The following is a 14,197-nucleotide window of genomic DNA, read 5'->3' on the forward strand; positions in this document are numbered from 1 at the left end:
ATTAGCGTCACCACTTACATCAAAAAATCGTAAATCAAAAAGTCCCCAAAATTAACGACCCCATCTATTATTCGCTCTCCGTCATTGCTTACCTCAAACCCCCCAAAGAACCGCATGGAATTACAAGAATCTATTTCAGCAGTGGGCGTTATGCCTACACATGCTAAAACCGCTGTGTTATTATCCGCTATTGCCTATAGTGCGCATGTCAGGGCCGATCTCGACAAACACCTGCCTGGCTGGAGCCTGGTCTGGGAAGGTTATGAAACCGTAGATGGTAATTTTGGCTTTATTGCCGTGGACCCTACCGGAGAGTTTTACGGATTGGCTTTCCGGGGCTCGCTGCCACCCACCGACATTTTTAAAGACTGGGACGCTTTTGCCAACTGGATCCTGGAAGATCTGGATGTGATCTCTCTGGCTACCTGGCATTACACCACCTACGGGACTGCCAGCATCAGTGCCGGCGCCAACAGGGCTTTCAACAATGTAGCCAGTATGAAAGACAAGCTCCGCACTGGTTCTTCCGGTATCTACAATTTTCTGAAAACACAGGCAGTGTCTCAAAACAAAAAGGTGATTATCACCGGACATAGCCTGGGAGGTAACATCGCCAACGTGTATACCTCTTACTTTGTCACCGCCCTTCAGCGTGAAGGTATTCGTTATGATGGTACCTATCTGTTTACCTTTGCTGCGCCGGCAGCAGGCGATACCACTTTTGCCACTGACCTGGACAATAAAGTGTCCAATGCCTGGCACTATGAAAATGTCAACGATGTAATTCCTAAATTTCCGGTGGTATCTACCATGATTATGGCTTCTTTGCTGTATGTTCCATCTCCCTCATCAGAAGATATCATGATCACCTATGATGGTTATCAGATGAGCCTGCGCGATGGTTACCTGTTACTTACCGGGCTGTTGTACGGCTTTGGGTATATGCAGCAGGCACTGCATTATGTACTGTTCAACTCAGACCTCGATCCGAGGTACCGGCGGAATACGCTGACAGATTATTTCCGTCAAATGGGCGCGCAACACGCGATGGGTAAATACTCCGGCTATCTGGGCGTTCATGTGGATGCCGCATTGCTGGCCCGCAGCAGCTGGATATAGATGATGAATGACAAATGACGAATTACGAATGACGAATAGAGGTTTGCCTTTTGGACCGCTATTTAATAATCGTGTTATAAAACAGTCCCATTCATAATTCGTAATTCGTAATTTGTCGTTCGAATAATCTTTTAGTTTATGCAACTTGTATTCCGCGTAGTGCTGCTATTATTACTGACCGGGGGAGTGGCCACTTATGCCGCGCAGCCGAAGCCGATTGTCACCGGCGCAGAACAAACCAGCCTGTATGTACCTTATCTGAAAGGAAAGAAAGTCGGCATGGTGGTTAATCCGACTGCTGTCATTGGAAAACATCTGCTGGTCGACAGCCTGTTGAAGCTGGGGGTGAAGATCACCCGTATTTTTGGACCGGAGCACGGCTTCCGGGGCAACGCCAGCAACGGCGCCAATGTGGCCGATGAAGTGGATTCGGCTACTGGTATTCCCGTCATTTCTTTGTATGGCGCCCGCAAAATGCCGCCGCAGCAGGATATGGACGCTATTGACGTCATGATTTTCGATATCCAGGACGTAGGCTGCCGTTTTTATACCAACATCAACACCCTGCGCGACATCATGGATGCCTGCGCCGCAGCAGGAAAGGAACTGATCATTCTGGACCGCCCCAATCCCAACGATTATGTAGATGGCCCCATCCTGGACATGAAGCTGAAATCCGGTATCGGACAGTTTCCCATCCCCATTACACATGGGCTCACTGTCGGTGAGTTTGCCCAGATGGTCAACGGCGAAGGCTGGCTGAAAAACAAACAAACCTGCAAGCTGAAGATCATCCGGGTAAAGAATTACAGACACGGTATGGACTATACGTTGCCGGTAAGCCCATCTCCCAACCTGAATACACAACAATCCATCTTGTTGTATCCGTCCCTCTGTTTGTTTGAAGGAACGATTATCAGTCAGGGCAGGGGCACCTACATGCCTTTTACGGTACTGGGAAGCCCGGCGCTGAAAGGCCAATATGAATTTTCCTTTACGCCGGAAAGCATTCCCGGTAAGTCTGAATCGCCTTTGCATATGGGACAGGCCTGCTATGGGCTGGACCTGCGCAAGTTTGATACCGCGCCGCTGCGCAAAGCGGGCAAAATCAATCTCAGCTGGATGATAGCATTGTATAAAGCTTATCCTGAAAAAGCGAAGTTCTTTGATCAGTCGTACAGCAAACAGATGGGCAGCATCGACAAACTGGCCGGCACCACGGCTTTCCGTCAGCAGATCATCGATGGTAAAAGTGAAGCGGAGATCCGCCGTAGCTGGGAACCGGGACTTAGCCATTATAAAAAGATGCGTCTGCGTTATTTGTTGTATCCCTGAGTTTTAATTCTGGACCGCAGATACTGATATATCACAGCCTCGTCTTCGGGTGAATCGGGCTTGTATAACTGCATAAAGCGTTTGTAATATTTCATCGCTGTATTGTCGTTATGAAGCCCGGTTTCGTATATCCGGCCCATACTGTACTGCCGTAGCGGCTTACGGGAGAGGAACCACGAGGTATCGAGGCTGGCCAGTGCCGGTTTAAACTGTCGCAGGCTTTCGTAGTTGGTGGCCATGCTGTTGTAATAACCTTCCAGGCTGGATGACTTAGCAAAGTCTATACAGCGCAGCAGTAGTTCGTTGCTTTCCTTGTACTTCCGCAGGGCGGTACAGGACAGCGCAGCATAGTACGTCACGCTTTCTGACGCCGCGTTGCGGTCCAGGAGATACTGATAGACATCAATACAGGCCTGGTATTTCTTCAGGTTGTAGTTGGCCGCCATCACATAGATGAACGTATTCGGTCCTATTACGTTGAGCCGTTGCAGTTGTTCCCCGATGCTGATGGTACGTTTATAGTCTTTTACCAGATAGCTGCTTTTCGCGGCCGTCATCAGTACGGCAGATACCGTAGAATCTTTTACCAGAAAGGCACGGGTGATGGAATCTGCGCGGGGATATACTTTCCGGTCCATCCATTCTTCGGCGTAGCGGGATACCACACGGGGGTCGACGGGATTGAGCTGGTAGGCTTGTTGCAGCCACACAAAACCGGAGTCCGGCTGCTGGGCGATAAAAGCCGCGAAGCTAAGTTGTTTCCAGGCGGCGGCGCTGGCAGGTTTTAGTTGCACGATGCGCTGATAAAGCGTCACCGCTTCCGGATAACGCTCCTGCTGCGAACGGATGGTAGCGAGGTATTGTAAAGCCGGTATCATGGTGCTGTCCAGGGCTATGATCTTTTCATAGGTGTCTGCCGCATCAGACAGTTTCCCTCCCTGATAATAGGTATAACCCAGCAGGGCCATTTCTTTGGGCGCTTGTGTATTCACTTTTGGCTGCAGATAAGCGATGGCTTCCTCATATTGCTGCTCCTGCAGGTATTCCATGACTTTGTTCCTGTCTATGCCCTGTGCCCGGACGGTACCGGACAAACATAACAATCCAATGGCTCCGATAAAGTTTCGCATAGTGAAAGTATTTACATAAAACTAAGAATTTAGTTTTAAAACTAAAAATATAGTTTTGTTAAATTCGTGGAAACGGAAACGACTTTATGCTAACAATAGCACCGCTCAGCGGCCTAACGGCCATGGATATATTACAGATGGGCCATAACGGTTACACCTCCACACAGGCCTGGGTGCCGGTACAGCAGCCGGACCAGCAGGACACGATCTTTGCCTTTCGCCTGGAAACGCTGGCTACACCCAAACAGAAGACCTGGCACACCAGTGATACGGAACTGGAAGAGCTGAACGAAGTCATGGCGCAGGGGCACTCCTTTGCGGCCTACAACGATGGCCGTTTAGCAGGATTTATCATCGGGGAGAAGCGGGACTGGAACAACACGTTGTATATCTCACAACTGACAGTGGCGGCGGCGGAGAGAAGGAAAGGTATTGGAGAGCAGCTGATGGCCACATTGATAGCACATACGCGGCCGTTGAATGTCCGGTTACTGGAGCTGGAAACGCAGAATACCAATGTAGCTGCGGTGAGCTTTTATAAAAAGCAGGGATTCCATGTTTCGGGTGTTCATCTGAAACTGTATGATCCGGTATGGTGCCCGGGGGAGGTAGCCTTTTATATGACATATGAATTATAACCGTATCGCCGCGGAAAAGCCCGTTTTTCCGCGGCGATGCAGTTAGCGTCAGGCTATCGTTGTTCCAGCACTTTTTTTAGGTTGGCGAGATCTTTAAGCACGGCTGCTTTGTCGGTCGCCAGCATCTCATCGGTCATTTCCGGCTGTCTGAACAGCGTGAACAGCACTTCACTGGCTTCTCCATTGGCCACTACGCGCATGGGCACAAACACTTCCTGTCCGTTGCCGGGATATACGTAGTGGTCGACAATGCGGAACGGATTAGGCGACGAGAAGGTAGCCGTGGCATTTTTGCCATTGGCCATTTTAAAACGCCAGGTGCCGGGAGTGTCGGTCAACTCCAGTTGAGAGCCGAAACCTTCCGCCCAGATGGCGAAGTTAGCGGGGGCTGACAGGAACGCATATACGTCGTCTGCCGGACGGAGCACCGTGATACTCAATGTTTGTGCGGGTAGTGCCATTTTTGTTGATTTTACGGTTTGCGCTTTTGTCTGAATAACAAGTAGCAGCAAGAGGCCAAGGGCCATATGCCATCTCTTTTTCATGATCTTTTTGATACAAAGGTAACTGCCGCGCAAGCCTCCGGCTTTGGAAAAAAACGACAAAATAAAGGACTTATAATCCTGCCAGACGCACCAGGAATGATATTCAGTTGTCCGCGGCATTATCAGGTGCGGCATACTGTACTATGTCGATGCCTACGCCGTTAGGATCTGTAATAGCAAAGTGATGATCGCCCCAGGGTTCCTGCCGTAAGTCGATCGTAATGGGAACATCTTTGCCTTTTATGGCGGCATACATCGCTTTTACATCTTCCACTTCTATTGTCAGGTACATGCCTTTACCCTGAAAAGCGGGCTGGAAAAGCGCTTGCTGGCTGGCATGTTCCGGTAGCAGGAAACTGATCTCTGCTTCATGACCCGGCGTATGCAACAACAGATAGAAGTCGTTTTCAAAGGTTACTCCGAAACCGAGTACCCCGGTGTAGAAGTCTTTGCTCTCTTTTATTTTATGGGTGATAACACCGGCATTCATTTTCATGATGTGCTTTTTTGATGATGACACAAAGGTGAAAGAATTTACCGGCACCGTATTGTAAAAAACGGACAAACTCAGCGCAGCGCCACCGTGGGAGGGAGGCCGTACAGGGTTTTGAACTCTTTGATAAAATGCGCCTGGTCATAGTAACCGGCATCATAAAACAGTTTAATGGCCCGCAGGCTATCGGCTGTGGGCGTGCTGTGCAGCAGCTGCTGAAAGCGTACTATCTTACTGAAGGTCTTTGGCGATTCACCGATGTAAAAATCAAACAGCCGCCGGAGATGTCGCGGACTAACGCCGCTATGGAATGCTGTTTCCAGCCGGATATTACCGCCGGCACGCAGGATCAGGTCCAGTGCCTGTAACAGCCGGTGGTCAGCATCGGTAGTATGACCTGCCAGTATTTTCTCAAAATGATGGTTGAGCACCGGCGATAGTTCATGCAGGCTATGGAGGCCGGCTGTCTGTTGCGTGAGACCTGTGGCCAATGCCGGCACTACATCGCTGAGATGCTCAAAGCGGTTGGTGAGGGCAGCCGCGCTCACGCCGAACAGCAACGGAAACGCTGCCGGCATAAAACGGATACCGATATAGTTGAAAGGATTGTCCAGCGGGAATTCGGTGTATGTCGTTGAAAACCCCATCACATATACGTCCTGCGGTTGACGGGTATGAAAGAAAAGATCGATGCAGCCATCTGCCACCACGCGATATACGAAAGGCTGCGACAGCGACGGATGAGACGTAAGTTGCCAGTAACAATAGATATACGGCGCCAGCGGCAGCGATGGCAGACACTCCCGGTAAGAGGCTTCGTCACGCTCCGGACGGATGGCCGGCTGCACAGGCCGGTATATTGGGTTATTTAGATATTTTTTTATTGGGTTATTTGATTTACGGATTTTGAAATTTTTTGATTTTGGAATTTATCACCCGAAGATCGGGTGAATTGATCCAATATGCAATATAATGTTGATCTTCGCACATTACATTCCAAAATCAAAAAATTTCAAAGTCCGTAAATCCCATAATTCAATAACCAAATTAAAAAATAACCAAATGTTCGGGGTATTTGTTGATTACCTCCACAGCAAAGGCACTTTCACGGAAGCGGACATCGCGTTGGTCCGTTCGCGTAGTATGGTGCGCCAGATACGCCGCCGGCAGCTGCTGTTGCGGCAGGGAGAGGTATGGAAACATTACGCTTTTGTGGGCGAGGGTTGCCTGAAGTCGTACTTTATTGACGACAAAGGCGTGGAACGCATCATGCGTTTTTCTCCTGAGCATTGGTGGGCGGGCGACCGGCAAAGTATTACCTGTGGACTGCCTTCGGTGATCAATATTGAAGCGCTGGAAGACAGTACGCTGGTGATGTTTACCCGCGATGATTTTAACTTTTTACTGGAGACTTTACCGGAGATGAAAAAGATGGCGGAGACGTTACTGAACCGTAGCCTGATGGCCGCCAACAACCGCATACAGGCCGCTATCAGCCTGAGTGGCGAAGAACGGTATCAGCAGTTTGCCCAGCTGTATCCTGCGTTGATAAAACGTGTGCCCCAACACATGATTGCTTCTTATCTTGGCATCACACCGGAAACGTTGAGCCGTATCCGTGCCTCGCTGACCCGCCGGAAGCCTTGATATTAGTCAGGCTTTTTTCTTATCATTTGTCATTGGTTGCCGCCTGCCGCTGCTGCTAATTTTGTGGCATCAATTAAATCAATGTTCATGAAAAGTAAGAAGATAGGCGTTATCGGCGCCGGTGGTATCGGCCAGGCTTTTGCGCAGGCAGCCGCAGCGGCGGGTTATGAAGTGATGATCAGTAATCGTCGCGGACCGGAGACATTAGCCGCATTTGCGGCAGGCATACCCGGTGTAACGGCCACCGACCGGCTTACTGCGGCCACGGCTGATATCATCCTGTTGTCGGTGCAATGGCAGTTCCTGGAAGCAGCTACTGCCGGCCTGCCGGACCTTTCCGGCAAAATAATACTGGATGCGCTTAATCCGGTCATCCTCCCTGAATTTGTTATTCCTGATCTGGGCGGTAAAACTTCCAGCGAGCTGGTGGCGGAACGGGTGCCCGGCGCCGCTGTGGTAAAGGTGTTCAACACGTTACCTCCTGCCCTGGTGCAGACACCCGGTACTGCGCAGGGCGGAAAGCGGGTAGTGTTTTTTTCGGGAGATGACCAGGCTGCGAAGGAAGAGGTGGGCCGGTTACTGGACCGCATCGGTTTTGCCGGCGTGGACCTGGGCGGACTGGTGCAGGGTGGCGTGATGCAGCATTTCCCTGGCGGACCGTTGGCGGGGCTGCATCTGGTGCAGGTACCAGAGCATGCGTAGTGGGTTAAAGGGCCGCTTGTATAACGGCGGCCCTTCGAATGCGTTCATGAAAAATAGCTGAAATGCGCTAATTTAGCGGCCGTTCAACAACTATACAGCATGAGCGCGAAGCCAGCGATTAGTATTATTATTGCTACCTATAACACTGCAAAAGATATCAGCGGTTGCCTGGATGCTATTGCAGCACAACCCTTTAAAGATCTCGAAGTGGTGATCGTGGATGGCGGCAGCACCGACCATACCATGGACCTCGTTACCTCCTATGCAGCTCCCTTTCCCCTGAAATGGCTGAGCGAAAAAGACAACGGTATTTATGATGCGCTGAATAAAGGCGTGAAAATGGCCACCGGCCGCTGGTTGTACTTCCTCGGCGCAGACGATCGCCTGTTGCCGGGCTTCAGCGAACTGGCCGGAAAATTACAGGATGAACAGGCGGTTTATTATGGCATCACGAAAGAATATCACCCTGATGGGAGGGCGCCTATCGGTTTGCTCACCGGCAAATTCTCCAAATACAGAATGGCGAAAGGCGCTATCAATCATCAGGCGATCCTTTATCCCGCGGCGGTGTTTCAACGTTACACCTACAATCTGCGGTATGCTGTGTATTCGGACTATGAACTGAACATAAGAGTATGGGGGGATGCCCGTTTCAAAAAAATATTTTATCCGATTCCTGTTGTCAGCTATAACATGACAGGTTTCTCTGCCAACAATCCCGATGCTGTATTCCTGGCGGAAAAACCGGCCATTGTCCGGGAAAGCCTTGGCTGGCTGGTGTATGTGCGCTTTATGATGAAAGAGTGGAAACGCCGGCGTAAACAATCCTGATAAGATCAGCCGAAATTCTGCTAAATTACGATGGAGTATTTCCCTAATAATACTGTACTTATGCGTTTATCCCTTCTGCAACTTCCGCTGGCGCTGATGTTAATTTCCGGCGGTGCATATGCCCAACAAGACAGCGCTCAGGCCATTGAAAAGGCGAGGGCCGCCATCAGGCTGATGGACAATGGAGAGCCCGAAAAATCCATTCCCCTGCTGGAAGAGGCGATTAAGCTGGACCCAAAAACGCTGGACTGGCCTTACGAAATGGCCTATGCTTATTACCAGATGAAAAACTACGACAAAAGTCTGGATATCCTCAAAAAGCTGGCCCGCCGGGATGATACGAACGATAGGGTATACCAGCTGCTGGGCAACAGCTATGACATGCTGGGCAAGCGCGAGAAAGCCATTGAAACTTATGAAAAGGGCCTGAAGATGTTCCCCACAGCGGGCAATCTGTATCTGGAACGTGGCGTGGTGGAGATTCTTGCGAAGGACTATAACAAGGCGCTGGCTTATTTTGAAGCGGGTATTAAAGCTGCGCCCATGTTCGCTTCCAACTACTACTGGGCGGCTAAGATATTCTGTAACAACACCCAGGAGGAAGTGTGGGGCATGATTTACGGAGAAATATTCCTGAACCTGGAACGCAATACCCGTCGCACACAGGAGATCAGTAAAGCGCTTTATCTGACGTATAAATCAGAGGTCAAACTGGATGGTGATTCTGCTGGTGTCAGCTTTAGCAAAAACAATACGATCAATCTCCGGTATGATCCCAAGGATGGCCCGGAAGCGTTGGCAGAACAATTAAAGAAAATCAGGCTGCCTTATGGTACCGGGATATACGAACCTAATCTGGGTATCGCCGTTGTGGGGGAGAAGATCATCAATCTGGAATCCTTAAACCGCATCCGTTCCAAATTTCTGGAGGCATACCAGCAAAAGTTCCGCAGCATGTCCACCGTGCCTGTCGTGGTGTTCGACTACCAGCAGCAGGTAAAAGATGCCGGCTTGCTGGAGCCTTACAACTATTGGATACTCGGCTATGGCGAAGAGCAGGAGTTCACCAACTGGCGTGCCGCCAATGAGGATTTGTTTAAACGGTTCCTTGAATGGGTGAAAGATCACCGGTTGAAGATGGATGAACAGAACCAGTTTTACCGCACCCGTTATTGATCAGGGCAGTCTGGCCACCAGCCTTTCCGGCATGAGCCGCAACACCTGATAAATCATCTTCCATTTAAATCCCGGTACGATGGTGAAACGTTTTCCTGCGTTGACCACGGCCCGGGCAATGAATGCCGGTTCCAGCATCAGCGATTCCGGTAAGGATAGCCCTGCCGTCATTTTGCTGCGGATGTAACCAGCCACGATCACGTTCACGGTTACACGTCTGGGAAAGAGGTGTTGCCTTAATCCTGCCAGGTATTGTGTAAAAGCCGCTTTGGTGCTGCCATAGATGAAATTGCTTTTCCTGCCGCGAACGCCGGAGAGGGAGGAGAGTCCCACAATTCTTTCCAGGCTGGTATGGGTGCTGTCGGTAGCGATGATGTTCAATATAGATACCGCGCCGCAGTAATGTACCTGCATCATATTAAAACTGCCGTCCCAGTCCTGCATAGCCATGGTGTTGTCTTTCAGGTAACCGGCAGCGTACAGTACAATGTTGGGTTTGGCGGGAAGGCTGTCGTAAAAAGCGCGGTGACCGCTGAAGTCTGTCGCATCAAAGTAACGAACGGTTACCTGTTGACCGGGAAGTTGCTCCTGCTGCACGAATGATTCAAGGGCTGCCGTGCTGCGGGAAGCGGCCACCACGTGATAACCCCGGCTGACATACATTTTGAGCGCTTCCTTTGCCACATCGGAATTGGCGCCCAGTATAAGGACATGTTTCATATGCAATAAAAGATTACAGGATTTCTCGCAGGAGGGTTAAAACGGGTACGAAGTTCCTGTTTTTTGACGGTAAGTCAAAGCACCTGCGAAAAATCCTGTCATCTTTTACACCGGTTAGCGTTCGTAGAAGGGCGCCGGCTCCAGTCCCAGCGAACGGTAATACACGTATATCTGTCCGCGGTGGTGTATTTCATTATCGATAAAATAGAGCACCAGATTGATCACCACACCTTCGTACATGCCGAAGGCTTTGTCCGTTTCGAGGAAACGCTCTTCTGTGATCATCGGCCAGTATTCATTGATCAACCGGGTATTTTCATCCCACATATCGAGGATTTCCTGTTTGGTGGCAGGTTGTTCTTTTTTAGCGGCGGTCTGCCAGTTGCGGGTGGCCGCGCCTGCCACGCCCATACCGGAAATGTTGATCTGTTCCATCGCCAGTGCTGACACGGGGCGCATGCCGCCGATGGAATAATCAAAGAAGCGGTCTTCCGGAAACGCTTCCAGCAGGCGACGGGTAAGGCGGCGGTGCCCCTGGTAATGTGCCAGCAGGTCGGCGCTGGAGATGGCTGTCAGTGGTTTCGCGATAGTAGTGTTTTCCATATCTGTTCTCTTTAGATGTTTGAATAATGTTGATGGTCCAAAGATAACAGGGGGGTAGTGACAGCCTTATGTCAGCAGGGGTGAAAAAAATTTTATTCCGGGAAGGAAAGCACGGTCCTGCCGGTGTTCCGGCGGTTCCCCATGTCGCTATGGGCGCGGGCTGCCTCATTAAACGGATAGCTGTTGATCTGCGCCTGTAGCTGACCGGAGGCAATCAGTTCTACCAGCTCATGGCTCCATTGCTGCCGTTGCGCGGGCGGAATATTATAGACCGTAGATCCGATGATCCGGGCGGACTTCATGATAAGCTCCTGTGGATTGACAGAAGTAGGTTGCCCGGAGCTGTTGCCATATACGATGAGGGTCCCGTTCACAGCCAGGGCAGACACCAGTTGAGCGGGCGTATCGCCGCCGGTGGCGTCCAGGATAAGATCTGCGCCCTGAGGGCCGGTGATGTCTGTCAGCTGCCGGAGCCAGTCGGTATCGCGGTAATTAAGGGCCTGGGTAGCGCCGAGGGAGCGGACATATTCCTGTTTGGCAGCGCTGCCGGTGAGCGCGATGATCTGGGGCACGCCTTTGCGCTTTGCCAGTTGCACCGCCTGGGAGCCTACGCCGCCCGCTGCCGCCGTGATCACCACGGAGCGGTAGCCGCTGGTTTGTTCCAGCAGGTGCTTTGCTGTCAGGGAATGGGTCAGCAGTCCCGCTGCGGGCAGTACCTGATCTGGCAATATGGTGAGCCCGGCGGCCGGAACAGCCGTATAGGCTGCATACCCGGCAGAAGCATGGCCTGTCACCCGTTGACCGGTTTGCAGGTGTTGTACTTCGCTGCCGGTTTCTGTAATGATACCGCTGATTTCTCCGGGCAATATAGCCGGAAACTGAGGAATAAAAGGGTAGATGCCCTGGCGGATGAGGAGGTCGGCATAGTTAACGCCCACTGCCTGTACTTTCACGATCACCTCGTTGGGAGCAGGAACGGGCATGGGCTGGTCAGTCACTTCCAGCACGTCAGGCGTGCCGTAAGCGTTAAGGGTAACTGCTTTCATGTGTTTTTATTTGATACAAAGATGGTGCATCGTGCCTGATGCCACACCATGTGTTTCCTCCATGAAAGTGACTTGTTTTTCCGTCAGATTTTCTTTAGTGCTTTTCCCTTATGCGCCGCGATGTGGTCTGTTTTATCGCTTTTGATTTCATATTGCGGGTCTTCCGGTGTAGCATGGTGGGTATATCCCTTGTATTGGAAATCGGCGGTATGGACACGAATGACCGTACCGGTGACCCATCCGGCTTCTGAATTCCAGGTCACGTGATCTCCCTTTTTGAATGCGTGGTCCATGGTATCCGTTTTAAGGTGTTATCGGAGCCGTAGCCGCCAGGTGGCCTGTATTTTACCTCGTTGGCGCATTTTCTCCCGCATGGCGGCGTCAGTATTTTTAAGCAGATAATTGAAGCTGGTGAGCCGGGTGTAGTCGGTCTCTGCTTCCTTATCTATTTCAAAGCCGGCTTCCCGGAAAAAGGCTGCGGCCTCCTCAAAGCTAACGAACATATTGTCATTGATGCGGTGCTGGGCAAAAAAGCTGCTGAGCTCATCAATGGCGCCAACGCCTTGCTCTGCTTCCCGGTCGCGTTTAATATAGATGTCTGCCGTTATCCAGTATCCGCCGCGTGCTTCCAGTGTTTGCCGTATCAGGCCGCAAAGCGTGCTTTTCTCTTCCGGGCCGAGATACATGAGCAGGCCTTCGTTGACAATGGTGAGCGGCCCTGCTGCAAAGCGGCTGGTGACGGCGGTGAACTGCTGTTCGTCGAGTGCGTTCAGGGGAAGTATTTCCAGGGTGCCTTTGGCAGGAGGGAGGTGCTGTTGCAGATCGTGCAGGAACCGCTGTTTAGTCGCGATCAGGTCTGGCAGGTCCGTATCGATATAATGCAGCCCCTGTTGCTGTACCGCTGCCAGTCCGCGGAAGGAGAAGCCGGACGACAGTTCGAGGATGTTGGGATGAGGGATGCCCTGTAGTAATTGATCAATGCTGTGGTAGCGGTTTTCAAAATGCACCAGTCGTCCCCAGAAGGCCGGTTCTTTTCGGTCGTAATCGGGGATATAGGGTGCGGGCGCCAGCATCAGTTGAGCTGCTTCGCGGGCGAAAGGGATATCTGTAAGCCCTTTCATCAGCAGCAGTGCCTGGGCGGAGGGGCTGATCGTGTTGTAATCGCGTGTCTGTTTTTCCATGGTCTGTCAGTGAGGATTAAATGTACATCTTTTCACTAGTCATTCTGATGCACCAGGTTGTCCCGAAAGCCATTAAATTTGTTGAAGCTTAAGCATCATTTCCGCATGAAAACAATCAAAGCAGGTGGTCTGGCCCTGGTAGCGCTGTTGTTGGCGCAAGGGGTGTGGTCGCAAAACAAGATCGTCGTATTCCAGTCTGATTTTGGGGTAAAAGACGGCGCCGTTTCCGCGATGAAAGGCGTGGCCAACGGGGTGTCTACTGATCTGAAACTGTACGACCTTACCCATGAAATACCAGCATACAATATATGGGAGGCCGCCTTTCGTCTGGAGCAGACGGTACCCTACTGGCCGGAAGGAACCGTTTTTGTGTCCGTCGTAGATCCCGGGGTGGGCACCAGCCGTAAGTCGGTCGTGCTGAAAACGCGCAAAGGCCATTTTATCGTAACGCCCGATAACGGCACCCTCACACTGCTGGCCGCCTCAGAAGGGATTGCCGAGCTGCGGGAGATCAACGAGGCCGTTAACCGCCGCAAAGGCTCGGGGAAGTCGTACACCTTCCACGGCCGTGACGTATACGCCTATACCGCCGCCCGGCTGGCCTCCGGCACCATTACGTTTGAACAGGTAGGCCCGGTGTTGCCCGCCAGCGTGGTAACACTGCCATTTCAAAAGGCCGTCCGCGAAGGACAGATGCTCAAAGGCAATATCCCCATTCTGGATATCCAGTACGGCAACGTATGGACAAACATCGACGCCACACTGCTGGCGGAACTGCGGCCGCAATACGGAGATATGATGGAAGTGACATTCTACCACCATCAGCAGGCGGTGACCACGCTGCAGGCGCCCTACAGCGAGACGTTCGGCGCCGTGCCCGAAGGCAAACCCCTCGCGTATCTCAACAGCCTGATGCAGCTTTCCTTCGCGCTGAATATGGGCAACCTCGCCGAGGCGTATCATATCAGCAGCGGCAGCGACTGGAGCGTGGCAGTGAAACTGCTCCCCAAACGGAATTAAATCCTTTTAAG

The 14,197-nt window shown here is 51.4% G+C and carries 17 protein-coding genes; 8 read left to right on the top strand and 9 right to left on the bottom strand.

Annotation, left to right across the window (positions count from 1 at the left end; all coding sequences use genetic code 11):
- The first annotated feature begins 114 nt into the window (after positions 1 to 114).
- Together ICL55_RS04465 and ICL55_RS04470 are read left to right on the top strand one after the other, a co-directional pair.
- Entirely contained in the window at positions 115 to 1,119 is a 1,005-nt protein-coding gene (locus ICL55_RS04465; RefSeq protein ID WP_188094835.1) for a lipase family protein, read from the top strand.
- A 138-nt stretch (positions 1,120 to 1,257) separates the two neighbouring features.
- A complete protein-coding gene (locus ICL55_RS04470) occupies positions 1,258 to 2,454 on the top strand; it encodes an exo-beta-N-acetylmuramidase NamZ family protein (protein WP_188094836.1) in 1,197 nt (398 codons plus the stop codon).
- Here the strand turns inward: ICL55_RS04470 and ICL55_RS04475 are convergent.
- Positions 2,436 to 3,584, bottom strand: a complete 1,149-nt coding sequence (locus ICL55_RS04475) for a tetratricopeptide repeat protein (protein WP_188094837.1) — start codon at positions 3,582 to 3,584, stop codon at positions 2,436 to 2,438. The two genes, ICL55_RS04470 and ICL55_RS04475, sit on opposite strands and share 19 nt — an antisense overlap.
- Before the next feature lie 86 nt (positions 3,585 to 3,670).
- Between ICL55_RS04475 and ICL55_RS04480 the strand changes: the two genes are divergently transcribed.
- Positions 3,671 to 4,222, top strand: coding sequence for a GNAT family N-acetyltransferase (locus tag ICL55_RS04480; protein ID WP_188094838.1), 552 nt, complete (start codon positions 3,671 to 3,673; stop codon positions 4,220 to 4,222).
- Positions 4,223 to 4,275: 53 nt separating this feature from the next.
- On the opposite strand, the gene ICL55_RS04485 is transcribed toward ICL55_RS04480, so the two are convergent.
- The 3 genes from ICL55_RS04485 to ICL55_RS04495 all read right to left on the bottom strand — a co-directional run bounded on the left by ICL55_RS04485 (position 4,276) and on the right by ICL55_RS04495 (position 6,108).
- Entirely contained in the window at positions 4,276 to 4,767 is a 492-nt protein-coding gene (locus ICL55_RS04485) for an SRPBCC family protein (RefSeq protein ID WP_223151301.1), read from the bottom strand.
- 103 nt (positions 4,768 to 4,870) lie between these two features.
- On the bottom strand, positions 4,871 to 5,263 hold the full coding sequence (locus ICL55_RS04490; protein WP_188094839.1) for a VOC family protein: 393 nt from the start codon (positions 5,261 to 5,263) through the stop codon (positions 4,871 to 4,873).
- Positions 5,264 to 5,334: 71 nt separating this feature from the next.
- Complete coding sequence (locus ICL55_RS04495) at positions 5,335 to 6,108, bottom strand: AraC family transcriptional regulator (protein WP_223151302.1); 774 nt, start codon at positions 6,106 to 6,108, stop codon at positions 5,335 to 5,337.
- A gap of 214 nt (positions 6,109 to 6,322) precedes the next feature.
- Between ICL55_RS04495 and ICL55_RS04500 the strand changes: the two genes are divergently transcribed.
- From ICL55_RS04500 to ICL55_RS04515, 4 genes are all read left to right on the top strand, one after another.
- Complete coding sequence (locus ICL55_RS04500) at positions 6,323 to 6,907, top strand: Crp/Fnr family transcriptional regulator (protein ID WP_188094840.1); 585 nt, start codon at positions 6,323 to 6,325, stop codon at positions 6,905 to 6,907.
- 87 nt (positions 6,908 to 6,994) lie between these two features.
- Positions 6,995 to 7,609, top strand: coding sequence for an NADPH-dependent F420 reductase (locus ICL55_RS04505; protein WP_188094841.1), 615 nt, complete (start codon positions 6,995 to 6,997; stop codon positions 7,607 to 7,609).
- A 99-nt stretch (positions 7,610 to 7,708) separates the two neighbouring features.
- Positions 7,709 to 8,440 carry a glycosyltransferase family 2 protein gene (locus tag ICL55_RS04510; protein WP_188094842.1) on the top strand — a complete coding sequence of 244 codons (732 nt, stop codon included), beginning with the start codon at positions 7,709 to 7,711 and terminating at the stop codon, positions 8,438 to 8,440.
- 60 nt (positions 8,441 to 8,500) lie between these two features.
- A complete protein-coding gene (locus tag ICL55_RS04515; protein WP_188094843.1) occupies positions 8,501 to 9,616 on the top strand; it encodes a tetratricopeptide repeat protein in 1,116 nt (371 codons plus the stop codon).
- On the opposite strand, the gene ICL55_RS04520 is transcribed toward ICL55_RS04515, so the two are convergent.
- From ICL55_RS04520 to ICL55_RS04540, 5 genes are all read right to left on the bottom strand, one after another.
- Entirely contained in the window at positions 9,617 to 10,336 is a 720-nt protein-coding gene (locus ICL55_RS04520) for an SDR family NAD(P)-dependent oxidoreductase (protein ID WP_188094844.1), read from the bottom strand. It abuts the gene before it with no gap.
- 114 nt (positions 10,337 to 10,450) lie between these two features.
- Complete coding sequence (locus ICL55_RS04525) at positions 10,451 to 10,939, bottom strand: DinB family protein (RefSeq protein ID WP_188094845.1); 489 nt, start codon at positions 10,937 to 10,939, stop codon at positions 10,451 to 10,453.
- A 92-nt stretch (positions 10,940 to 11,031) separates the two neighbouring features.
- A complete protein-coding gene (locus tag ICL55_RS04530; protein WP_188094846.1) occupies positions 11,032 to 11,985 on the bottom strand; it encodes a quinone oxidoreductase family protein in 954 nt (317 codons plus the stop codon).
- Between the two features lie 83 nt (positions 11,986 to 12,068).
- Positions 12,069 to 12,278 (bottom strand): hypervirulence associated TUDOR domain-containing protein, encoded by a 210-nt coding sequence (locus ICL55_RS04535; protein WP_188094847.1) that lies wholly within the window; start codon positions 12,276 to 12,278, stop codon positions 12,069 to 12,071.
- An 18-nt stretch (positions 12,279 to 12,296) separates the two neighbouring features.
- Positions 12,297 to 13,166: a class I SAM-dependent methyltransferase gene (locus ICL55_RS04540; RefSeq protein WP_188094848.1), complete on the bottom strand. Its 870-nt coding sequence runs from the start codon at positions 13,164 to 13,166 to the stop codon at positions 12,297 to 12,299.
- Between the two features lie 105 nt (positions 13,167 to 13,271).
- Between ICL55_RS04540 and ICL55_RS04545 the strand changes: the two genes are divergently transcribed.
- Positions 13,272 to 14,186 (top strand): SAM hydrolase/SAM-dependent halogenase family protein, encoded by a 915-nt coding sequence (locus tag ICL55_RS04545; protein WP_188094849.1) that lies wholly within the window; start codon positions 13,272 to 13,274, stop codon positions 14,184 to 14,186.
- The last annotated feature ends 11 nt before the right edge of the window (positions 14,187 to 14,197 follow it).

It is taken from the genome of Chitinophaga varians (assembly GCF_014529945.1).
In the GTDB taxonomy this organism is placed as follows: Bacteria; Bacteroidota; Bacteroidia; order Chitinophagales; family Chitinophagaceae; genus Chitinophaga; species Chitinophaga varians.